19 protein-coding genes are annotated in these 20,856 nt (G+C 67.3%); all 19 read right to left on the bottom strand.

The annotated features are described in order from the left end of the window. The 19 genes from NWF24_RS11625 to alaS all read right to left on the bottom strand — a co-directional run bounded on the left by NWF24_RS11625 (position 1) and on the right by alaS (position 20,786). Positions 1–1,107 (bottom strand): porin, encoded by a 1,107-nt coding sequence (locus NWF24_RS11625; RefSeq protein WP_258354306.1) that lies wholly within the window; start codon positions 1,105–1,107, stop codon positions 1–3. 37 nt (positions 1,108–1,144) lie between these two features. Beyond that, positions 1,145–2,113 (bottom strand): PDR/VanB family oxidoreductase, encoded by a 969-nt coding sequence (locus NWF24_RS11620; RefSeq protein WP_258354305.1) that lies wholly within the window; start codon positions 2,111–2,113, stop codon positions 1,145–1,147. Positions 2,114–2,129: 16 nt separating this feature from the next. After that, positions 2,130–3,167: an aromatic ring-hydroxylating oxygenase subunit alpha gene (locus tag NWF24_RS11615; protein WP_258354304.1), complete on the bottom strand. Its 1,038-nt coding sequence runs from the start codon at positions 3,165–3,167 to the stop codon at positions 2,130–2,132. Between the two features lie 12 nt (positions 3,168–3,179). Further along, a complete protein-coding gene (locus tag NWF24_RS11610; RefSeq protein ID WP_258354303.1) occupies positions 3,180–3,404 on the bottom strand; it encodes a recombinase-like helix-turn-helix domain-containing protein in 225 nt (74 codons plus the stop codon). Positions 3,405–3,445: 41 nt separating this feature from the next. Further along, on the bottom strand, positions 3,446–4,606 hold the full coding sequence (locus tag NWF24_RS11605) for an FAD-dependent monooxygenase (RefSeq protein WP_258354302.1): 1,161 nt from the start codon (positions 4,604–4,606) through the stop codon (positions 3,446–3,448). A 27-nt stretch (positions 4,607–4,633) separates the two neighbouring features. After that, positions 4,634–5,629 (bottom strand): Bug family tripartite tricarboxylate transporter substrate binding protein, encoded by a 996-nt coding sequence (locus tag NWF24_RS11600; RefSeq protein WP_093073571.1) that lies wholly within the window; start codon positions 5,627–5,629, stop codon positions 4,634–4,636. A gap of 23 nt (positions 5,630–5,652) precedes the next feature. Next, entirely contained in the window at positions 5,653–6,624 is a 972-nt protein-coding gene (locus NWF24_RS11595; protein ID WP_258354301.1) for a VOC family protein, read from the bottom strand. Between the two features lie 13 nt (positions 6,625–6,637). Beyond that, positions 6,638–8,113 (bottom strand): aldehyde dehydrogenase, encoded by a 1,476-nt coding sequence (locus tag NWF24_RS11590; RefSeq protein WP_258354300.1) that lies wholly within the window; start codon positions 8,111–8,113, stop codon positions 6,638–6,640. A gap of 8 nt (positions 8,114–8,121) precedes the next feature. Next, positions 8,122–8,916 carry an aspartate dehydrogenase gene (locus NWF24_RS11585; protein ID WP_258354299.1) on the bottom strand — a complete coding sequence of 265 codons (795 nt, stop codon included), beginning with the start codon at positions 8,914–8,916 and terminating at the stop codon, positions 8,122–8,124. A gap of 5 nt (positions 8,917–8,921) precedes the next feature. After that, positions 8,922–10,640, bottom strand: a complete 1,719-nt coding sequence (locus NWF24_RS11580; protein ID WP_258354298.1) for a thiamine pyrophosphate-binding protein — start codon at positions 10,638–10,640, stop codon at positions 8,922–8,924. After that, complete coding sequence (locus NWF24_RS11575) at positions 10,633–11,466, bottom strand: SDR family oxidoreductase (protein WP_258355275.1); 834 nt, start codon at positions 11,464–11,466, stop codon at positions 10,633–10,635. The genes NWF24_RS11580 and NWF24_RS11575 overlap by 8 nt, the downstream gene beginning before the upstream one ends. Positions 11,467–11,471: 5 nt before the next feature. Further along, positions 11,472–12,308 (bottom strand): IclR family transcriptional regulator, encoded by an 837-nt coding sequence (locus NWF24_RS11570; RefSeq protein WP_258354297.1) that lies wholly within the window; start codon positions 12,306–12,308, stop codon positions 11,472–11,474. Positions 12,309–12,350: 42 nt separating this feature from the next. Then, positions 12,351–13,211 (bottom strand): alpha/beta fold hydrolase, encoded by an 861-nt coding sequence (locus NWF24_RS11565; protein ID WP_258354296.1) that lies wholly within the window; start codon positions 13,209–13,211, stop codon positions 12,351–12,353. An 11-nt stretch (positions 13,212–13,222) separates the two neighbouring features. Continuing rightward, on the bottom strand, positions 13,223–13,771 hold the full coding sequence (locus NWF24_RS11560; protein WP_093073561.1) for a cupin domain-containing protein: 549 nt from the start codon (positions 13,769–13,771) through the stop codon (positions 13,223–13,225). 25 nt (positions 13,772–13,796) lie between these two features. Next, on the bottom strand, positions 13,797–14,612 hold the full coding sequence (locus NWF24_RS11555) for an SDR family oxidoreductase (RefSeq protein WP_258354295.1): 816 nt from the start codon (positions 14,610–14,612) through the stop codon (positions 13,797–13,799). 22 nt (positions 14,613–14,634) lie between these two features. After that, positions 14,635–15,618 (bottom strand): Bug family tripartite tricarboxylate transporter substrate binding protein, encoded by a 984-nt coding sequence (locus tag NWF24_RS11550; RefSeq protein WP_258354294.1) that lies wholly within the window; start codon positions 15,616–15,618, stop codon positions 14,635–14,637. Positions 15,619–15,796: 178 nt separating this feature from the next. Further along, entirely contained in the window at positions 15,797–17,056 is a 1,260-nt protein-coding gene (locus NWF24_RS11545) for a D-amino acid dehydrogenase (protein ID WP_258354293.1), read from the bottom strand. Positions 17,057–17,109: 53 nt separating this feature from the next. Beyond that, positions 17,110–18,126, bottom strand: a complete 1,017-nt coding sequence (locus NWF24_RS11540; RefSeq protein ID WP_258354292.1) for a 2-dehydropantoate 2-reductase — start codon at positions 18,124–18,126, stop codon at positions 17,110–17,112. Positions 18,127–18,161: 35 nt separating this feature from the next. After that, entirely contained in the window at positions 18,162–20,786 is a 2,625-nt protein-coding gene (gene alaS, locus NWF24_RS11535) for an alanine--tRNA ligase (protein WP_258354291.1), read from the bottom strand. Between the last annotated feature and the right edge of the window lie 70 nt (positions 20,787–20,856).

The raw sequence follows: 20,856 nt of genomic DNA, 5'->3' as shown, positions 1-20,856 counted from the left end.
CTAGAACATGTGGCGCATGCCGAACTCTGTGCCGCTGGAGGCGCGGTTCGGCGCAGTGATCGCGCCCGAGAGGGCCTGCGACGCACCATTGCTGTTGCTGATGCGCGCGATGGTCGCGTACAGCGCGGTGCGCTTCGACAGGTTGTGCACGTAGCCGATCGCCAGCTTCGACGAGGTTGGCTTCAGCATTGCGCCGGCAGGCTCCAGCCGGTAGCGCGCATACGAAGCCTTGATCTCGCCGGGCCCGATGGGCAGCTGCAAGCCGATGAGCGCGCCCTTGGCATCGGTCGTGCCCTTCGACTCCTTGTACAGCTCGCTCGTGAGCTTGAGGTTCATGAGCGAGGCGTCGAAGGTGTAGGACGCGCCGAGATTGGTCACGCGCAGGTCGCCGCTCGCATAGCGCGTGCGGCCGGTGGCCAGCGCGATGTTGAGTCCGCCGCTCTGGTAGCCGAAGCGCGCGCCCGTGTGGTCGCCGTCGTGCTCGTTGGACACCCTCGTGCCCGGCAGCACCGAGTTGGAGTCGTTCTCGCCCATCGCGTACATCACCTGCCCGTAGAAGCCTCCAAGGTTGGCGGGCAACAGGTAGCCGATGCTGTTCGAGGCGCGCGTGCCCGTGGGCGCGACGAGGCCGCCCAGGCCCGAGAAGTAGATCTGGTTGGCGCCAATGCCACCGCCCGTACCGAAGGGATCGAAGATGGCGGTGTTCCAGAAGGCCGGCACGTAGTCGCGCCCCAGCCGCACTTCACCGAACGGCCCTGCGAGGCTCACGGTGGAGCGGCGGTTGAAGCTCAGCACGCCCGCGGTGCCGTTGCCGCTGGCCTGATTGTTGGAGTTCGACGGAAAGCCCGTGCCGCTGTCGTTCTGCAGACCCATCTCCAGCCAGAAGTTGGCCGAGTAGCCACCACCCAGGTCTTCGGTGCCGCGAAAGCCGAGGCGGCTGAACATGTTGCCGCTGTTGGTCAGCTGCGTCTTGTGGGCCGAACCGTCGCCGCTGCCCTTGGTGTAGGTGACGGCCGCATCGACCACGCCGAAGAGCGTGAGGGAAGATTGGGCCAGCGCTCCGCCAGCCGTGCTGGCCGCAGCCAGCGCGATCAAGTAATTTTTCATGGGATTTTCGGGAGTGGTTTTTCTCTGGCCGCGGGCCTCAGATGTCGAGCACCAGCCTCTCGCCCTTGCAGCGGGAGACGCAGATCATCATGGTCTTGTTGGACGCACGTTCGATCTTGGTGAGGATGCCGTCGTGATGGTCGACCTCGCCTTCGAGCACAGCCGTTTCGCAGGCGCCGCACACGCCTTCCTTGCAGCTGTGGTCGGGGTTGAGGCCGGCGTCGATCAGGCTGTCGAGAATCGACTTGCCCGCCGGCACCTCGACGCTCTTGCCGCTCTTCGCGCACTGCACCACGTAGCTCTGCGTGGCGCTGGGCGCCTCCACATGCACGGCGGCGAAGCGCTCGATATGCGCGTTGGCATAGCCCAGTTGCTCGCAGCTCTTCTCGAAGGCATCGAGCATCGGCGTGGGGCCGCAGCAGTAGTAGTGGCTGGTGCCGCCCTTGCCCGACAGCAGCTCGACAAGGTTGGGTGGCGCGCCCTTCTCGTCGTCGAAGTGCCAGGTCAGCTGCACCGACTTTTCCTTGGCCAGCGCTTCGATGCCGTCGCAGAAGGCAGCTTCCTTGCGAGTGCGCGCGCAGTACAAAATTTCAACTGGTTTGCCAATGGCCACCAGCCGCTGCAGCATGCACCAGATGGGCGTTACGCCAATGCCGCCGGCCACGAGCACCGAGCGCTCGGCGCCCTCCTCCAGCCTGAAGTTGTTGCGCGGCGCCGAGATGGGCAGCGTCATGCCCACGCGCAGCTGCTGGTGCACGTAGCGCGAGCCACCGCGGCTCTTGCGGTCGTTGAGCACGCCCACCACATAGCGCTGGCGTTCGCTCGACGGGTTGCACAACGAGTAGCTGCGCACCAGCCCGTTGGGCAGGTGCAGGTCGATGTGGGAGCCGGCCTCGAAGGCAGGAAAGTCCACGGCAGGCGTGGCCGGCCGGAACTCGACGCTCACGATGCCGTCGGCCTCGTAGCGCATGGTGTGCACGAGGGCGTTGAGCGTGGGAGAAGACATGGCGATCGCTTCCCGCTCAGGCCGTGGCGGCTTCTGCCAGCTGAGCCTGCGCAAGGCCGCGCATGTGGCGGCGCAGGCGAACGATGCCTAGGTCGTGCTGGTACAGGTTCTCATGCTGGTTGGCGTCGGGCTCCATCTCTTCGAGCATCACGCGGTCCTGCTCCAGCACGTGCCAGTGGCGCGCTTCCAGCCGATTCTTGTAGAGGAAGCGCCAGGTGTCGCGCTGCCAGCCCGGCTGCAGCTTGCGCACGCGCCAGAAGAAGGTGGCCGTCATGCCCTTCACGATCGGCGAGAAGGCTCCAATGATGATGAAGTTGCCGCCGGGGCCGCCTGTCTTCGGATACGGGATTTCGAGACGCATCCAGTGGATACCGGTGTCGGCCCACTCGGTCCAGTCGAAGTTGACGTTGCGCTGGCCTTCCTTCTCGAACACGAAGCCGATGTCGGTCGGGCGAATGCCGAACTTCGCGCTCGAGTCGCCCTCTGCCATCGAGTGCGACTGCTTGTGCAGGTACGTACCGTGCATCGGGTCCATCACGTTGTCGAGCACGTAGCGGTAGTCGCCCTTCCACTCGGTGTAGCAAAGGAAGCTCGAATACTCGGCGTCGTCGGTCAGCTGCTCGGGCAGCACCAGCGGCGGCGGAATGTCGACCGGCTCCTTCGAGTTGTAGAGAAACACGGCGCCGGCGCGCTCCTGCACGTGAAAGTGCCGCGTGGCCTGCGAGCCTTCGAGCTTGCAGCCGGGGCTGCCGGGCACACGCGTGACCACGCCGTCATGCCGCACTTCGACGCCGTGGTACGGGCACGAGAGGCGGTCACCCAGCACCACGCCCTGCGACAGCGGCGCGCCACGGTGCGGGCAGCGGTCTTCCAGCGCATGCAGCACGCCTTCGCCGTCGCGCCACAGCGCGATCTTGCGGCCGAGGCGGCGCAGGGAGATCGGGTTCTCCTTGATGAAGTGCGAGGGGCAGATCGGATACCAGAGGTCCTTCAGGCCGATCTCGAGCAAATGGTCGACCGGGTCTGCGGGAACAGGTTGAATGGCGATGGTCATGGTGGGTACTCCTCAGGCGGCCAGCGAGGCCATTTCCTTGCGGTACAGCGCCTCGGTCCAGGGCTGGCCGCCCGGCGTGGCGAGGCCGCTGTCGTTGAGCCGCTGCACCAGCCCTGGCAGGTCGTGGATGCCATCGCCGAAGGCGCGCTCGATCACGTCGCCCAGCAGGTCTTCGTAAGTGGTCGCGGGGCGCTGGCGCGCCTGGTGCGGTTGCAGGTAGCGGTCTTGGGGTTGCATCGTGAGCCTCCGAGGAGCGAGGTAAAGCGAGGTGAAATGAATCAGGCGGCGGCCATGGCCGGGGTTGCGAGCGGCGCGGTCCAGGCGTCGTAGCCGTAGACCCAGTCGGCGTTGCCGCCTTCGCGCAGCCAGTTGTTGCCGCGCGAGCCGAGCTGCACCTGGCTGGCGCGTTCGATGCGAGCCTTCTCGAAGCCCTGCAGTGCGGCGGGAATGTCGGCCATGGCCACGCCTTCGAGGTGACGCGACAGCACCACCGCGTCTTCGATGGCCATGCCGGCGCCCTGCGCCATGAAGGGCAGCATCGGGTGTGCGGCATCGCCCAGCAGCGCCATGCGGCCCTGCGCCCAGGCGGGCATCGGGTCGCGCTCGTACAGCGCGGTCTTCAGCACCGTGTCGCAGGCATCGAGCAAGGCGCGCGCCTCGGGGTGGTAGGCCACGTATTGCTCGCGCAGCTCGTCGACGCTGCCCGGCGCGGTCCACGACTCGAGGTGCCAGGTGTCCTGCGGCGTGGTGGCGAAGATGAAGATGTCCTTGCCGCGGTTGAGCGGGAACGTGACGATCTGGCTCTGCGGATTGGGGCCCCACCACTTGGTGAAGGCTCCCAGGTTGGGCACGCCGGCCACGCGCTCTGCGGGCACCACGGCGCGGTACGCGACGATGCCGGTGAAGCGCGGGCTCTCCGCGCCGAACATCGCGGTGCGCACGCAAGAGTGGATGCCGTCGGCGCCGATCAGCGCGCCGACGCGGGCGCTGGTGCCGTCGGTGAAGGCGATGGTCGCGCCGGCTTCATCGGCGGCGATGGTCTCGGCGCGCTTGCCGAGCGCGACCTGCTCCGCCGGGAACATGTCGGCCAGCGCGGCCAGCAGGTCGGCGCGGTGGATGGTGAGCTGCGGTGCGCCATAGCGCTGCTCAGCTGAGTCGGCCATCTCCAGGCGCGAAGTTTCTTCGCCGGTGTCGTAGGTGCGGCTGATGCGGTGCGACGGACGCGCCGCCGTCACGCGGGCCGCCTCGCCCACGCCGAGGCCGTCGAGCGCGCGCACGGCATTGGGCGTGAGGTTGATGTCCGCGCCGACGCGGGCGAACTGCTTGGCCTGCTCGAACACGATCACGTCGTGGCCCGCGCGCCGCAGCGCAATAGCAGCCACGAGGCCGCCGATGCCGGCGCCGACGATGCCGATGGTGGATTCGCTTGTGGTCTTCATGGGTGTCTCTCTTGTTCCAGCGCCGGCTCACTCGGCCACGATGTTGCGGGCCTTGATGATCCGGGCCCATGTGGCCGTCTCATCGCGGATGTAGGCGGCAAACTCGGCGGGCTTCATGGCCGCATCGGTCATGCCCTGCAGCTTCAGGCGTTCGCGCACCTCGGGCTGCGACAGCATCTCGGCTGCGTCCTTCGCGAGCTGTTCGACCACGGCGGGCGGCGTCCCCTTGGGCGCCATCAGGCCGTACCACGAGGTCACGGTCACGCCCTGGATGCCCTGCTCCGCCAGCGTGGGAATGTCGGGTGCGGCGGGGCTGCGCTTGGCCTCAGTGATGCCGATGGCAACCAGCTTGCCCTGCTTCAGGAAAGGCAGCGTCGCGGGCAGGTTGCTGAACATCAGCGGCACCGAGCCGCCGAGCACGTCGTTGAGCGCTGGCGGCGTGCCCTTGTAGGGCACGTGCAGCATGTCGATGCCGGCCTGCTGCTTGAAGAGTTCGCCCGCCAGGTGCAGGCCGCTGCCCACGCCGGGCGAGGCATATGACAGCGTGCCGGGCTTGGCCTTGGCCTGCGCCACCAGCTCCTTCGCATTCTTGATGCCCGATGCGGGCGACGCCACCAGCACGTTGGGCGCCTTGGCCAGCATGGTGATCGGCACGAAGTCCTTCGCCATGTCGAACGGGAAGTTGGGCATCAGCGTCGGGTTGATGGTGACGTTGCCCGCGGGAATTACCAGCAGCGTGTGGCCGTCGCCCTTGGCGCGCTTGACCTTTTCCATGCCGATGTTGCCGGCCGCGCCCACCTGGTTGTCGACCACGGCCGCTTGGCCATAGCGCTTGGCAAGGCCATCGGAAAGCACGCGAGCCAGCGTGTCGACCGGGCCGCCGGGCGGGAACGGCGAGATGATGGTGAAGCGCTCGCTGGCGAGTTGCTTCTGGGCCTCGCTCTGCTGTGCGTGTACGGGTGCCGCGAGCGTGAAGGCCGCCAGCGCGGCGAACAGAACGGAGAAGGAGAAACGTCGTTGCATGAGAGTCGAAGGGTTCGAGGGGTTCATTTCTTTTCGGTCAGGAAAGCGCCCTTCGGGCCTTCCGCGTTCTTCTGCCGGCGCGTGTTGCCGTCAAGGCCGCCATCCACCGCCCATTCGGCGAACACCGTCGGGCCCGGCTCGAACTCGCGCGGCTGCCATTCGGCGGTGAGCTGGTCTTCGTCGGCGTAGTACTCGATGAGGCCGCCGGCCGGGTTCTTGAAGTACCAGAAGTACGCAGACGACACCGGGTGGCGGCCCGGGCCCAGTTGCGTCTCCCAGCCGCGGCGCGAGAAGTGCAGGCCACCTCCGAACACTTCGTGGATGTCGCGCACGGTGAAGGCCACATGGTTCAGCCCGCGCTTGCCCGAGGGAATCTGCAGCAGGAACAGGTCGTGGTGGCCGCCTTCTGCCGCGCAGCGCATGAAGGCGCCGCGGTTCGGGTAGCTGTCGGACGCCACGAAGCCGAAGCGCTGCGCGTAGAACGCGCTGGTGGCCTTCACGTCGCTCACGAAGAACACGACATGGCCAACTTCGATGGGTGTCGCGCGTTCGTAGATCGGTGCTGCCTGGTTGATGCGCGGCTTGGCGTTCCAGGTGTTCATGGCGGCGCAATCGACTTCCACCGCGCGCTTGCGGCTGACCTGCAGGCGCACGGCCAGTCCGTTGGGGTCGATGCAGCCGATGCGGCGTGCGCCTTCGATCGTGCTGTCGAAGAAGGCCGGGTCTTGCGCGATGGCGGCGGCGTAGCGGTCGAGGTCTGCTTCGCTTTCTACGCCCCATACCACTTCGCGCAGCGTCGGGCCCTCTTCCATCGCGGGCGGCAAGCCCGGCTTGTCCAACGCCGCGACGACCACCTTGCAGCCGTTGAGGCATTCGAAGACGAGTTCGTCGGCGGCTTCCGACTTCAGCGCGAGGCCCCAGTCCTCGAAGAACTGGCGGCATGCGGGCAGGTCGTCCGCGCCGTAGGTGATCTGGTCGATGCCAAGTACGCTCATGGTGCGGTCCTCTTCAGTTCGCCCATGGGAGCGGTTGTTCGTTCGTGCCCCAGTACATGCTCTTCTGCTCCATGTACTGGAAGATGCCTTCGCGGCCCTTCTCGCGGCCCAGGCCGCTGTCGCGCCAGCCGCCGAAGGGAGTGGACACAGAGAACTGCTTGTAGGTGTTGACCCAGACCGTGCCGGCCTGCACTGCGCGGCCGAGCTTCCAGGCGCGCTTGAAGTCGCGGCTCCACACGCCGGCAGCCAGTGCGTAGACGCTGTCGTTGGCCTGCGCGATCAGCTCTTCCTCGTTGTCGAAAGGCATCGCGACCAGCACCGGGCCGAATATCTCTTCCTGGCTGATGCGGGCACTGTTGCCCAGGCCTTCGATGATGGTCGGCTTGTAGAAGTAGCCACGGTCATAGCCATCACCGTGCGGGCGTACGCCGCCCGTGCGAATCCTGCCGCCTTCGGACACGCCGAGGTCCACATAGCGCTCGATACCCTCGCGATGCTTCGCCGTGATGAGCGGGCCCATCTGCGTGCGCTCCGAAGCCGGGTCGCCCACGCGCAAGGCATTGGCACCTTCCGCGAGACGCGTCAGGAACTCGTCGTAGATGCCGCGCGCCACGAAGAGGCGCGAGCCCGCAATGCACGACTCGCCCGACGAACTGAAAATGCCGTACAGCACGCCGTTCACCGCGTGGTCGATGTCCGCGTCGTCGAGCACCATGGTCGGCGACTTGCCTCCGAGTTCGAGCGACACCGGCATCATCTTGTCGGCCGCGATATGCGCGATGTGCTTGCCGGTGGTGGTGCCACCGGTGAAAGACACGCGCTTGACCAGCGGATGCTTCGTAATCGCGTCGCCAATCACCGAGCCCTTGCCCGGCAGCACGCTCACGATGCCCTTCGGCACGCCGGCCTGCTCGCAGATGCGGGCCAGCTCCAGCGCCATCAGCGGCGTCACCTCGGCGGGCTTCACGACCACCGCGTTACCCGCAGCCAGTGCTGGCGCCAGCTTCTGCGCCTCGCTCGCAATGGGTGAGTTCCACGGCGTGATGGCCGCGACCACGCCCATGGGCTCGTGCACGCTCATCGTGACGAAGGCGCCACGCGACGGCGTGATGGTTTCTTCCAGCGTCTCCAGCGCGGCGGCGAAGAACTGGAAGGTGCCTGCGGCGCTAGCCACGAGGTTGCGCGTTTCGGTGATCGGCTTGCCGTTGTCCAGGCGCTGCTTCTGCGCAAGCGATTCGCTCTCTTCGCGGATCAGCTGCGCCACGCGGTGCAGCACGGCGGCACGCTCGTGCGGCAGGCGCTGGGCCCAGCCGCTGGTGCGGAATGCGTGGTCGGCGCGGGAGATGGCCTCCTCGACATCGGCGAGGCTCGCCGCTTTCAGGCGCGCGATCGGTTCGCCCGTTGCGGGGTACAGGCTTTCGTAGACGTCGCCGCCGCCCAGGCGCCATTCGCCGGCAATGCAGATCGGAAGGAGTTCGGAAGAAGTCATGGGGTAACTCAGATGGCGAGCGCGGCGACGCGATTGCGCAGCGCGCGCACGGCGCTGTACACGGTGAGCGCGGATGTCTTGGGGTTGGCCGCGAGCGGCTTGTTGCGCATCGTCAGCTCGAAGCTGCCGAAGGCGCCTTCGGCTTCGACGGTGTGCACGTTTTCGGCGACGGTCGGGTCAGCGATAAGGCGCACCAGCGTCCTGTCGAGCCCGAGCCCCGCGAGCGAGACGGTGGCGGCGACGTTGGCGTTCTTCGGATAGAGCAAGGCCGCTTCGCGCGCGCTGCCTTCGAAAATCACGGTGGGCTGCGTCAACGCATCGAGGTCACGGCCCTGCTCGGCCGGCGTACCCTTCCACGCCTGCGGCGGCTTGCGGCCGGTGTAGCGCACGCTGTCGAGGCCGCCAATGCGGGCCGCGGCGAGTGCATCGATGGCGCCGATAGCGCCGGGAATCAGCTGCACCTGCGTCTTGCCGGCGATGGCAGCGGCTTCGAGCTTTTCGGCAAAGCCGGCGGCCGACAGCGCGCCGACCGAGGCGACGACGCAGGGCGTGCCGCGTGCCAGCGCGGGCAGCACGTGCTCTTCGATGGCCGCATGGCCCGCAGTCTCGACCACCAGATCGATGCCATCCGCAGGCACGCTGCTGCCAACCTGCACGCCAGGCGCAACCTTCTGCGCCGCTGCCACGCCTTCGGCGGGCACGACGATGGCAACCACAGCCAGGGCGGCATCGCCCTTGAGCAGTTCGAGCACCGAGGTGCCGATGGCACCGCAGCCTACGAGAGCAATACGCAATGCGCTCACGTCCTTCACTCCACCGAAGCGGCAGCAGCCTTGCCGAGCGCCGGAATCTGCGTGACGGTGTTGGTCGGCGGACCGGCAAAGGCGCTCTTGAAATCGCCGATGGAGAGCATGTCGATTTCCAGCAAGAACGGGCCCTTCTTCGCCAGCGCCTCGCCCAGCTTCGCCTTCAGCTCGTCCATGCGTTGCACGCGAGCGTGCGGCAGCGACAGCGACTTGCACAGCAGCGCGTAGTCGGGCGTGTGCAAGTCCGCATAGCAGCGGCGGCCGCCGTACTGCGCGTCCTGGATGTTCTTGATGACGCCGTAGCCCTTGTCGTTCATGAGCACGATGACCATGTCGGCCTGCTCCTGCACCGCGGTCGCAAGCTCGCCCAGGTTCAGGATGAAGCCGCCGTCACCGGCCAGGCAGAAGGTCTTGCGGCCCGAGGCCGTTTCGGCCGCGCCGATGGCCGCGCCGATGGCCATGGGCATGCCTTGCCCGATGCCGCCGCCCGTGGCGTGCACACCTGCGCTGGGTTCGAAGATGCGCAGCTCCCGATTGCCCCAGGTGCTGTTCGACACGGTCACGTCGCGCACCCAGTTGAAGTTGCGGCCGGCTGCCGATTGCAGCGCCTTCACAAGCGCGGCATATGGGCCGAGACCGTCGGTGAGCGAGGCCACGGCCTGCTCGTGCGCGGCGCGCAGGTCGGCGAGCAGTTCGGGGTCGGCCTTGTACTTCGCGGCTTCGAGGCGGTCGGCCAGGCCTTCGAGGGCCAGCGCTGAGTCGCCGCAAACGAAGAGGTCGGTTGCGTAGCCTCGGCCTTCAGCGGCCGCATCGGCATCGATGCGCAACAGCGGGCGCGGCAGCTTCAGTTCGTACTTGAGCGTTTCGTTGCCGCGCAGGCGCGAGCCGACGACCAGCATCGCGTCGCAGCGCTGGTACAGCGCCTCGACCGGCTTGTGGATGTTGTACGAGCCGAGCGAGCCGGCATCGTCTTCGGGCACCGTGCCGCGACCCTGCGTGGTGGTGACCACGCCGAAACCGAGCTTCTGCAGGCGCTGGATGGCCGCGCGGGCGTGGCGTGCGCCACCGCCGACCCACAGCATCGGGCGCTTGGCAGCAGCAAGGCGTGCAGCCAGCGCATCGAGCGAAGCAGCGGAAGGCGCGGGCCGTTCGATGGGCAGCGGCGACAGGTCGGCCGGCATGGTCGTCAGCGCGGACTGGATGTCGATCGGAATCTCCACGCTCACCGGGCCGGTCGGTGCCGTCATGGCGAGCTGCACCGCGCGCTTGAGCGTGCCGAGCACCGTCTCGACGCTGCGCACGCGCAGCGCAGCCTTCGACACGGCCTTGAGCATGGTGAGCTGGTCGGGCGCCTCGTGGATGTAAGACATGCCCTTGTCGAGGTACGGCGTCTCGATCTGCCCCGTGATGTGCAGCAGCGGCGCGCCGGCGGTCAACGCCTCGACCATGCTGCCCGCGATGTTGCCCGCGGCCGGGCCGGTGCTGGTAAGGCACACGCCGAGGCTGGCGGTCGAACGAGCGTACGCATCGGCCATGTTGCCGGCACCAGCCTCGCCGCGCGCCGGCACGAAGCGGATCGCGCCGCGCTGCGCGAAGGCGTCGAGGATCGGCATGTTGTGGATCGAGATCACGCCGAAGGCCGCCTTGACGCCGCACTGTTCGAGAAAGGCGGCGACGACTGCGCCGACGGTGACCGTGTTGTTGTTCGTGGGGTTATGCATGGCGCGAGAGGCCTCCGGAAATGTCGATATGGCTGCCCGTCGTGTACGACGCGAGCGGGGAAGCAAGAAAAAGAATCGCGCGCGCGGCTTCGGTCGGAAGCCCCAGGCGACCCAGCGGGATGTGTTTGTTCTTCGCGAGCTGGCCGCTCCATGCGGCCCAGTCTTGCGACTTGTCTTCGCGCGCCTCGAAGCGGCGGCGCCATTGGCCCGACTCGACCAGGCCGATCAGGATGCCGTTGACGCGCACGCCCTGCGGAGCGAATTCGGTGGCCATGGAGCGCACGAGGTTCAGCAGGCCGGCGCGCGCGGCCGAGGTGGCAACCATGTGCGGCTCGGGCTGGCGCGCCAGCAGCGAATTCGCGCAGACGATGGAGGCGTCGCCCAGCACCGCGCGCTGTGCCGCCAGCTGCGGCAGGAAGGCGCGCGTGGGGTTGATGACGGAGAAGAACTTCAGGTTGAGCTCTTCGGTCCAGGCCGCATCGTCGGTATCGGCGAAGGTGGAGACGCGGCCCTGCCCTGCGTTGTTGACGAGCATCGAGGCCGGGCCTAGCGCGGCTTCGCTGGCGGCGGCGAAGGAGCGGACCGAGGCACCGTCGAGCACGTCGCACGGCTGGGCAAAAAGCTTGGCGTTCGGGTACTGCGCGTGCAGGCCGGTCACGGCGTCATCGAGCCGCTCGGCATTGCGGCCGCACAGTGCGACCGACGCACCGCAGCCGAGCAGCAGCTCGACGGTCGCGAGGCCAATGCCCGACGAACCGCCCGTGACCACGGCCACGCGGCCGGCCAGCGCCTTGGCTGCAAAGAAAGAGGAAGCCTGCTGTGCCATGACCGTCATGCGCTGCGAAGCGGCACCACCTTGGCGGCGCGCGCTGGGGAGTAGTTGAGCAGCCCCGAGATCTCGTCGGCCGTGCCGCGCACGCGCAGCACCATCTCGTCCATGCGGCTTTCCTCGATGTGGTCCGAGGTGATGGTGGCGCCCAGCGCTGCCACGATGTGGCCGCTGTGGTCGCGCACCGGCGCGGCGATGCTGGAGATGTTCGACTCGAAGAAGCCTTCGCCCAACACATAGCCGCGCTGGCGGTCGGCCTGCACCATGTCGAAGAGTTCGTTCACGGTCTTGGGCGTGCTCGGCGAGAAGGTTTCGAGCTTGTCTTCAGGGTAGAGCGCGCGCAGCTGCGGCAGCGTGAGGTCTTCGAGCAGGATGCGGCCGAGCACGGTGGCATGGGCCGGCAAGCGCGTGCCCACGGTGACCGAGCTGGCAAAGGGCGTGGGCGGCGCGACCTTGGCCACGTAGACGATGGAACGGCCATCGCGTACCACCAGGTTGCAGGGCGTGCGCAGTTCGTCGCACAGGCGGTTGAGCAGCGGTGTGCCCAGTTGCGTGAGCTCCAGCGAGGCGAGGTATTCGAAACCCAGGCGCAGCACGGCCAGGCCCAGGCGGTAGTCGCGCCCGCCCTCGGCGCGCTCGAGGAAACCCATGTTCTCCAGCGTGGTGAGCAGGCGGAAAACGGTGGAGCGCGGCAGGTCGAAGCGGCGGGCCAGTTCGGGGGCGGAGAGCGTGCGGCTTTCGCGGCTGAACTCGCACAGCACGCGCAGGCCACGCTCCAGCGCGGGCACGTTGTAGCGGTCGGCGCCCTCTTCCATTGCCTCGTTGTCGTTGTTGGCCATGCCTCTTTTTCCTTCCTTGGATGTCTTGTGTTTGTGTTGCGGTCAGCCGGCGAGCGATTCGCGCAGCAGTGCGGCGACGGCCTGCGGTTGCTCCACATAGCCGGCGTGGCCTGCATCGTCCACCAATTCGAGCGGCACGCCGCACTGGCGCGCGACTTCTTCGCAGGCCGCCGGCGGCGTGACCACGTCGAGCGCGCCGCAGGCCACACGTACGGGCATGGGCGGCGGCAGGTCGGCCAGCAGGTCGGCGTTGCACAGCAGCTCGACGGCCTGGCGATAGCCGCGGTCGTTCAGCCGGGCCATGTTCCAGCGCACCCATTGGCGGGCGTGGTTGCTGGCCTTGTCGGAGACGAGCCGGCCCGCGCGCTTTGCGGCCATGCCGGTGATGCCGAGTTCGTCGAGCGTGGCAAGGCGTTCGGTGCGCACTTTGGCACGAGTCTCCGCGCGAGACGGGGCGCCGTAGCCGATGGCCGGGCTGACGAGCACGAGGCGGCGGATGCGCGAATCTGTGCGCGCAGCCGAGGCAGCGGTGATCGCACCGAGCGAATGGCCAACCAGCACGCACGACTCGATGCCGAGTGCATCGAGCAAGGCGCTGAGACGTGCCGCGTAGTCGGCGGCTGTCGGCGCGGCGGCTTCGAGCGGCGTCGATTCGCCATAACCCGGTGCGTCCCACGCAATCACGCGGGCCTGGGACGCGAGCAGCGCGGCGGTGTCGATCCACGACGCCGCACCCGAGCCGATGCCGTGCAGGCACACGACGACAGGGCCCTGGCCGCATTCGCGCACCGACACCACTGCACCGCTGCCGACCGCGACATTGCGGGCCGGAAAGCGTGCGTCGAGCCGCGCCAGCTCGGAGGCCGGCAGCGTCAGCGCGTCGCTGGCGATGGCGTCGTTCATGGCTTGCTCGCTCAGCGCTTGATCTTGGCGAGCGGGTGATCGGCCGGGTACGTCGGCGTCACGGGCTTCTTCGCGCCGAGCATCACGCACATCAGCGCGTCTTCGTCGCCGATGTTGATCTCTTCTCGGTACACGCCGGGCGGCACCGAAATCAAGTCGCGGTCGGTCATGATGGTTTCGAAGCGCTCGCCGTCTTTCTCGATCACCACCTTGAGCTTGCCGCGGATCAGGAAGAACACTTCCTCCACGTCGGTGTGCAGGTGCGGCGGGCCTTCGTGGCCGGCCGGGATGACCATGGTCGAAAACGTGAAGTGCTCGGCGGGCACGGTGTTGACGTCTTTCGCAACACCGGTGCCGCCCGTGCCCACGTAGCGCATCTGCGCGCGGCGGAACTTGGGGTCGAAGTCGGACTGGAACTTCAGCGCGTCCCAGTCGTACTTGCGGGTTTCGTAGCGCGCGATGCGGGTGTTCATCCACTCCGCGAGGCTGCTGCCTTCGGGCTGCGCCAGGCTGTTGGTGCCGGCTTCGTTGATCTTCTGCTGTTCGGACAGATCGCTCATCGGGTGTACTCCTTGGTCGGAAAAATCAGTGCATCGCAAAGCCGCCGTTGACGGCCAGCAGCTGGCCCGTCACGAAGCGTGCGAGGCCGGAAAGCAGGAACAGGGTCGCGCCGCACACGTCGGCCGCTTGCTGCTCGCGCGGGATGGCGCGGCCTTCGAGGTACTTCTGGTGGCGCGCCATCGGCACGTATTCAGTGGCCTCGACCAGCGTGAGGCCGGGCGCCACGGCGTTGACGGTGATGTTGTCACCGCCCCACTCGCGCGCCAGCGAGCGCGTCATGGAAATGACGGCGCCCTTGCTCGACGCATAGGCCAGCAGGTTGGGCGCGCCCCATAGCGCCGTGTCGGACGCGAGGTTGACGATGGCGCCGCGGCCGCTTGCGGCCAGCGCACTGCGGCAGGCGCGGCCCATGAGCCAGCTGCCGCGCACGTTGACGTTCATCACGCGGTCCCACATGTCGACTTCGAGCTGGTGCGCATCGCGGCCGCCGGAGTTGGTGATGGCGGCGTTGTTGACGAGGCCATCGAGGCCACCGAGCAGGCGGATGGCTTCATCGGCGCAAGCTGCGATGGAGCCGGGGTTCGCCAGGTCGACGGGCAGCGCGTGTGCGGCGTGGCCCGCGTCGCGCAGCGCCTTCGCCTCGGACTCGGCCAGCTCGCCCAGGATGTCGGCCAGCACCACGCTCGCACCCGCCGCGGCGATGCACTGCGCGAAGGCAAGGCCCAGGCCGCGCGCGCCGCCGGTCACGAGGATGCGACGGCCAGCCAGCAGGTTGGCTGGCAGTTCGGCCAGCAGTGCCTGCAGGCTCGATGGATCGGGGATGGCTTTGAGTTCGGTCATGGGGATGCGGGCTTGGGTCGGTTCAGTCGGCCTGGATGCCGAGCTCCTTGATGACCTTGCCGAAGCGCGTGTAGTCGGCGGCGTTGGTCTTGCCGAGCACGTCAGCGTCGCCACCCACGGGCGTGGTGCCGAGCACCGCCATGCGCGTGACGATCTCGGGCATCTTCAAGATCTCATTGAAGTGGCCGTTGAGCGTCTTCACGATCTCGGGCGGCAGGTTGCGCGGACCCCAGAGGCCGTTCCAGGCCGTCACTTCGACGTCCTTGTAGCCCTGCTCGGCAAGGGTCGGCACGTTGGGCGCGAGCGGCGAACGCTGGGCCGAGGCCACGGCCAGCGGGCGCAGCTTGCCGTTGGCGAAGTACGGCGACACCGGACCGAGCGTGATGAAGGTGACGGGCACATGGCCGCCGAGCACGTCGTTGACGGCGGGCGCCACGCCCTTGTACGGCACGTGCGCGAGGCTCGTGCCCGAAGCGCGGGCGAACATCTCGCCGAGGATGTGCATCGGCGAGCCGCTGCCCGGGCTCGCATAGCTCAACGACTTGCCGCCCTTTGCTGCGGCCACGGCGTCTTTCAGCGCAGCGAAACCGCTACCGCCGCTGGCCACGAGGAACAGCGGCTGGCTGCCCGTCTGCACGATGGGTGTGAAGCCGTTCAACACGTCGTAGCCCGACGAGCCATTCGTCTTCAGCACCAGTTGCGCGATGGAGAAGGTGCTGGGCGCGAGCAGCAGCGTGTAGCCGTCGGGCGCAGCCTTCGACACGTAGGCGCTGCCGATGATGCCGCTGGCGCCGGGGCGGTTGTCGATCACCACGGGCTGGCCGACGCGCGTCGAGAGCTTTTCGGCGAAGAGCCGCGCCAGCGCGTCGGTGTCGCCACCGGCCGGATAGGCAACGACCAACGTGATCGGCTTGCTCGGGTAGCTGTCTGCCCAGGCGAGTCCGGTGGCGCAAGCGGCGGCCAGGGAAATGGCAGCGGCGATGGCATGGCGGCGTGTCTGTTTCATCGGGTCCGTGTGATCGTGGCTTTGTTTCACTAAAGAAACAACGATTTATTAATGGAACGCCGTGAGAATACCGAGGAAGACAACTTCGTGACTAAGTAGAAACCCTGATTTTTGTGTCTCAACGAAAACAGGGCGGCCTTTTCGGGCCGCCCTGCGGGGGGTGGGAGCGTCGGGCTCTTCAGCCGCCGTAGCGCGCCACGGTGAGGCCTTCCATGTCGATCTCGGGCGCCTTGCCCGCGATCAGGTCGGCCATCACGCGGCCGGTGCCTGCCGCCATGGTCCAGCCGAGGGTGCCGTGGCCGGTGCTGAGCATCAGGTTGGGAATGCGGGTGGCGCCGATCACCGGCGTGCCGTCGGGCGTCATGGGGCGCAGGCCGGTCCAGAAGGAGGCTTCGCGCACGTTGCCGCCCTTGGGGAACAGGTCGGTCACGACGTGTTCGAGCGTGTCGCGCCGACGCTCGTTGAGTTGCAGGTCGAAACCCGAGAGCTGGGCGGTGCCGCCCACGCGGATGCGGTCGCCGAGGCGCGTTACCGCCACCTTGAAGGTCTCGTCCATCACCGTCGATTCGGGCGCGCCGCCGGCATCGGTGATGGGCACGGTGATCGAGAAGCCCTTGACCGGGTACACCGGCAGCCGAATGCCCAGCGGCTTGACCAGCGCGGGCGAGTAGCTGCCGAGCGCGACCACGTAGCGGTCGGCGGTGAAGTTGCCGGCATCGGTGCGCACTGCCGTCACGCCCTTGGCTGCATCGTGTTCGATGGCCTGGATGTTGATGCCGAACCTGAACTTCACGCCTTCGGCCTCCGCCAGCTTGGCCAGCGCCTGCGTGAACTTGAAGCAGTCGCCGGTCTCGTCGCCGGGCAGACGCAGGCCGCCGACGAACTTGTCTTTCACCGCCGCGAGTGCGGGCTCGTACTGCACGCAGCCTTCGCGGTCGAGCACCTGGTACGGCACGCCGGAAACCTTGAGCACTTCGACGTCCTTAGAGGTGCCGTCGAGTTGCTGCTGGGTACGAAAGAGCTGCAGCGTGCCCTGCATGCGCTCGTCGTAGGCGATGCCGGTGTCGGCACGCAGGGCCTTCAGGCAATCGCGGCTGTATTCGGCGAGCCGCACCATGCGGCCCTTGTTGATCTCGTAGCGCGCCTGCGTGCAGTTGCGCAGCATCGACAGGCCCCAGCGCCACATGGCCGGATCGAGCATGGGCTTGATGACCAGCGGACTATGCTGCATGAGCATCCACTTGATGGCCTTGACCGGCACGCCGGGCCCGGCCCACGGCGCCGAGTAGCCGGGCGAGACTTCACCCGCGTTGCCGAAGCTGGTTTCGAGCGCGGGCGCCGGCTGGCGCTCCAGCACCGTCACCTCGTGCCCGGCGCGTGCCAGGTAATAAGCCACCGAGGTGCCGATGACACCGCTGCCGAGAATCAAGACCTGCATGAGAACAACCCTTTGAAAGCTGCTGCAACGCAGCCGAGGGTACAGGCTAAGCGCTACAGGCCCAGCGCATCCTGCAATTGCCGTGCCGTCCAGCGCTTGGGCTGTTGCGGCCAGGCATCGAGCAGCGCGACCATGCGCGCGTTGCGAGGTGCGCTCAGGCCGTGCTCCTGTGCGAGGCGCACGACCTCCCCGCTGAGCGAATCGATCTCGGTGCGACGGCCCAGCGCAAGGTCGTCGGCCATGCTCGAGCGCGCCTTGGCATCGATGCGCAGCATGCGTCCCGCGATGATGCGGAACAGCCAGTCGGGCAGGCGCAGCAGGCTGACCAGCCGATGCGCCGGAACGGCAGCGACCTGCGCCGGCGCAATGCCCGCAACGTTGAGAATGCCCAGCGCTTCCTCGATCAGCGATGCGAAGCAGCGGCGGTAACCGCGCAGCATCAGCTCTTCGCGCAGGGGCAGGCCCGAGAGCGCATTGACGGGGTTGTTGAGGTTGAGCATCAGCTTGCCCCACTGCACGGGCAGCAGGTCGGCATGCAGGTCGAGCGGCACGCCGGCACGCTCGAACAGGGGCAGCCACGGGCGCAGCGCAGCGTCGTCTTCCGCGGCCAGCCGGCCGGGGGTGCCGCGATGGAAGGCACCGTGGCCGATCTCGGCCACGTTGTAGGGCACCATGCCGGCGCGCACATTGAGCGAGGGGCCGGTCTGCGATGCGGCCGCGCAGTTGGAAATGCCGTTCTGCAGCGAGACCACCGTGGTGCCCGCGGGCAACGCGAAAGCCAGCTCGCCCGCCGCCGCGGCCGTGGCGCCGCTCTTGACGCACAGGAGCACCAGCGAAGGCCGCGCACCCACGGGAACCTGCTCGCACAAGCGCAGCTTTTCAGCGGGCAGCTTGCGCGTTGCGCCGTCCATGTCGGTGAGCGTGAGGCCATGTTTCGCGAGCTTTTCGAGCACGCGCGGACGGCCAACAAAAGTGACCGGCACTCCGGCCGCCGCAAGGCTGCCGCCTATGAAGCACCCGATGGTGCCCGCCCCCATCACAAGCACTTCACCGGGGATTGCGTCTGGCATGGGTGGCGTGCTTGTTCCGGGTGTGAGTTTGTCTGTCAGGCGCGTTCCGCGACCCAGGCCTGCACCGATTGGAGCGCGGCCGGAAGACCCGCCGCATTGGTGCCGCCGGCCATGGCCATGTCGGCCTTGCCGCCGCCCTTGCCGCCGACCTGCTGGGCCACGAAGTTGACCAACTCGCCGGCCTTGACCTTGCCCACGCTGTCGGCGGTGACGCCGGCAGCGATCTGCACCTTGTCGCCATCAACGGCGGCCAGCACGATGGCGGCGGTCTTGAGCTTGTCCTTCAGCTTGTCCATGGTGTCGCGCAGCGTCTTGGCGTCGGCGCCGTCGAGCTTGGCGGCCAGCACCTTGATGCCCTTGACGTCCACGGCCTGCGACACGAGTTCGTCGCCCTTCGACGAAGCGAGCTTGCCCTTGAGCGCACCCACTTCGCGCTCCAGCGCCCTCACCTGATCCAGCACCTGCGTAAGCCGGCCCTGCAGCTCGGCGGCCGGCGACTTGAGCGTGGCGGCAACGCTGTGCACGGTCGATTCGAGGTCCTGCAGGTACGACAGCGCATTGGCGCCCGTGACGGCTTCGATACGGCGCACACCGGCGGCCACGCCGCCTTCGCTGACGATCTTGAAGAGGCCGATGTCGCCCGTGCGGCCCACGTGGGTGCCACCGCACAGCTCGCGGCTGGTGCCGATGTCGAGCACGCGCACGGTCTCGCCGTACTTCTCGCCGAACAGCATCATCGCGCCGGTCTTCTGGGCCGACTCCATGTCCATCACGCGGGCGTGCGTCTCGGAGTTGGCGAGGATCTCGGCGTTGACGCGCTTCTCGATCTCGAGGATCTGCGCGTGCGTGACGGGTGCGTTGTGCGCGAAGTCGAAGCGGGTCTTGTCGGCATCGACCAGCGAGCCCTTCTGCTGCACGTGATCGCCCAGCACTTCGCGCAGGGCCTTGTGCATCAGGTGGGTGACCGAGTGGTTGCGCATGGTGGCGGCGCGGCGGGCGATGTCGACCGCGGCCTTGACCGTGTCGCCGACCTTGAGCGTGCCCTGGGTCTGTGTGCCGTGGTGGCCGAACACGTCGGCCTTGATCTTCTGCGTGTCTTCAACGCCGAACTGCACGCCTTCGGCAACGAGCACGCCCTGGTCGCCGACCTGGCCGCCGCTTTCCGAATAGAAAGGCGTGGTGTCGAGCACGACGATGCCGCTCTGGCCTTCTTTCAGCTCTTGAACGGCCGCGCCTTCGAAGTACAGCGCGACGACCTTGGCGCTTTCTTCGAGGTGGTCGTAGCCGGTGAAGGTGTTGCCCACGCCGGCGTATTCGACGTTGCGGTCCATCTTGAACTTGCCGGCGGCACGGCCCGCAGCCTTCTGCTTTTCCATGGCGGCGTTGAAGCCCGCCTCGTCGACGCTCACGCCGCGCTCGCGGCACACGTCGGCCGACAGGTCGAGCGGAAAGCCGTAGGTGTCGTGCAGCTTGAAGGCCACCTCGCCCGGCAGCACCTTGGCGTCGCCGGCCAGGGCCGCATCGAGAATTTCCATGCCGTTGGCCAGCGTTTCGAAGAAGCGTTCTTCCTCGGCCTTCAGCGTGTCGATGATGCGCTTCTCGTCGGCCACGAGCTTGGGGTACGCATCGCCCATCAGCTTCACGAGGTCGGGCACGAGCTTGTGGAAGAAGGGCTTCTTCTGGCCCAGCTTGTAGCCATGGCGAATGGCGCGGCGGATGATGCGGCGCTGCACGTAGCCGCGGCCTTCGTTCGACGGGATCACGCCATCGGCCACCAGGAACGAGGTGGCGCGGATATGGTCGGCGATCACCTTGAGCGAGTTGTTGGCCAGGTCTTGCGTGCCGGTCTCGCGGCCAGCGGCCTTGATGAGCGCATCGAAGATGTCGATTTCGTAGTTGCTGTGCACGTGCTGCAGGATCGCGGCCAGGCGCTCCAGGCCCATGCCGGTGTCGACGCAGGGTGCGGGCAGTTTCTTGACCGAGCCGTCGGGCTGCATGTCGAACTGCATGAACACGTTGTTCCAGATCTCGATGTAGCGGTCGCCGTCTTCGTCCGGGCTGCCGGGCGGGCCGCCGGGGATCTCGGGGCCGTGGTCGTAGAAGATTTCGGAGCACGGACCGCACGGGCCCGTGTCGGCCATCATCCAGAAGTTGTCGGACATGTAGCGCCCGCCCTTGTTGTCGCCGATGCGCACGACACGTTCCGGCGGCAGGCCGATCTCCTTGGTCCAGATGTCGTAGGCCTCGTCGTCCTCGATGTAGACCGTGGCCCAGAGCTTCTCGGCCGGCAGCTTGTAGACCTTGGTCAGCAGTTCGAAGGCCCACGTGAGCGATTCGCGCTTGAAGTAGTCGCCGAAGCTCCAGTTGCCCAGCATCTCGAAGAAAGTGTGGTGGCGCGCGGTGTAGCCCACGTTCTCGAGGTCGTTGTGCTTGCCGCCGGCGCGCAGGCAGGCCTGGACCGAGGCTGCACGCACATAGTTGCGCTTGTCTTCACCGAGGAACACGTCCTTGAACTGGACCATGCCCGAGTTGGTGAACATGAGCGTCGGGTCGTTGCCCGGCACCAGCGAGCTCGAGGCCACGACGGTGTGGCCCTTGGAGGCGAAGAAATCGAGAAAGGTCTTGCGGATGTCCGCGACCGTGAATGTGGGCTGGCTCATCTTTGGATTCGTCTTCTGTCGAGGGCGGCGCGGCGATGGCGACCCTCATGTCGAACCCACTGCGGCGAAC

The sequence above is a fragment of the Variovorax paradoxus genome (genome assembly GCF_024734665.1).
Lineage (GTDB): Bacteria > Pseudomonadota > Gammaproteobacteria > Burkholderiales > Burkholderiaceae_C > Variovorax.
The sequence above is the reverse complement of the archived record's forward strand: the minus strand, read 5'-3'. Positions and strand labels throughout refer to the sequence as shown.

Excerpts from the sequence above, each read along its gene's own strand:
- NWF24_RS11625 (WP_258354306.1), bottom strand. The coding sequence starts at position 1,107 with ATGAAAAATTACTTGATCGCGCTGGCTGCGGCCAGCACGGCTGGCGGA.
- NWF24_RS11620 (WP_258354305.1), bottom strand. The coding sequence starts at position 2,113 with ATGTCTTCTCCCACGCTCAACGCCCTCGTGCACACCATGCGCTACGAG.
- NWF24_RS11615 (WP_258354304.1), bottom strand. The coding sequence starts at position 3,167 with ATGACCATCGCCATTCAACCTGTTCCCGCAGACCCGGTCGACCATTTG.
- NWF24_RS11610 (WP_258354303.1), bottom strand. The coding sequence starts at position 3,404 with ATGCAACCCCAAGACCGCTACCTGCAACCGCACCAGGCGCGCCAGCGC.
- NWF24_RS11605 (WP_258354302.1), bottom strand. The coding sequence starts at position 4,606 with ATGAAGACCACAAGCGAATCCACCATCGGCATCGTCGGCGCCGGCATC.
- NWF24_RS11600 (WP_093073571.1), bottom strand. The coding sequence starts at position 5,629 with ATGCAACGACGTTTCTCCTTCTCCGTTCTGTTCGCCGCGCTGGCGGCC.
- NWF24_RS11595 (WP_258354301.1), bottom strand. The coding sequence starts at position 6,624 with ATGAGCGTACTTGGCATCGACCAGATCACCTACGGCGCGGACGACCTG.
- NWF24_RS11590 (WP_258354300.1), bottom strand. The coding sequence starts at position 8,113 with ATGACTTCTTCCGAACTCCTTCCGATCTGCATTGCCGGCGAATGGCGC.
- NWF24_RS11580 (WP_258354298.1), bottom strand. The coding sequence starts at position 10,640 with ATGCATAACCCCACGAACAACAACACGGTCACCGTCGGCGCAGTCGTC.
- NWF24_RS11575 (WP_258355275.1), bottom strand. The coding sequence starts at position 11,466 with ATGGCACAGCAGGCTTCCTCTTTCTTTGCAGCCAAGGCGCTGGCCGGC.
- NWF24_RS11570 (WP_258354297.1), bottom strand. The coding sequence starts at position 12,308 with ATGGCCAACAACGACAACGAGGCAATGGAAGAGGGCGCCGACCGCTAC.
- NWF24_RS11565 (WP_258354296.1), bottom strand. The coding sequence starts at position 13,211 with ATGAACGACGCCATCGCCAGCGACGCGCTGACGCTGCCGGCCTCCGAG.
- NWF24_RS11560 (WP_093073561.1), bottom strand. The coding sequence starts at position 13,771 with ATGAGCGATCTGTCCGAACAGCAGAAGATCAACGAAGCCGGCACCAAC.
- NWF24_RS11555 (WP_258354295.1), bottom strand. The coding sequence starts at position 14,612 with ATGACCGAACTCAAAGCCATCCCCGATCCATCGAGCCTGCAGGCACTG.
- NWF24_RS11550 (WP_258354294.1), bottom strand. The coding sequence starts at position 15,618 with ATGAAACAGACACGCCGCCATGCCATCGCCGCTGCCATTTCCCTGGCC.
- NWF24_RS11545 (WP_258354293.1), bottom strand. The coding sequence starts at position 17,056 with ATGCAGGTCTTGATTCTCGGCAGCGGTGTCATCGGCACCTCGGTGGCT.
- NWF24_RS11540 (WP_258354292.1), bottom strand. The coding sequence starts at position 18,126 with ATGCCAGACGCAATCCCCGGTGAAGTGCTTGTGATGGGGGCGGGCACC.
- alaS (WP_258354291.1), bottom strand. The coding sequence starts at position 20,786 with ATGAGCCAGCCCACATTCACGGTCGCGGACATCCGCAAGACCTTTCTC.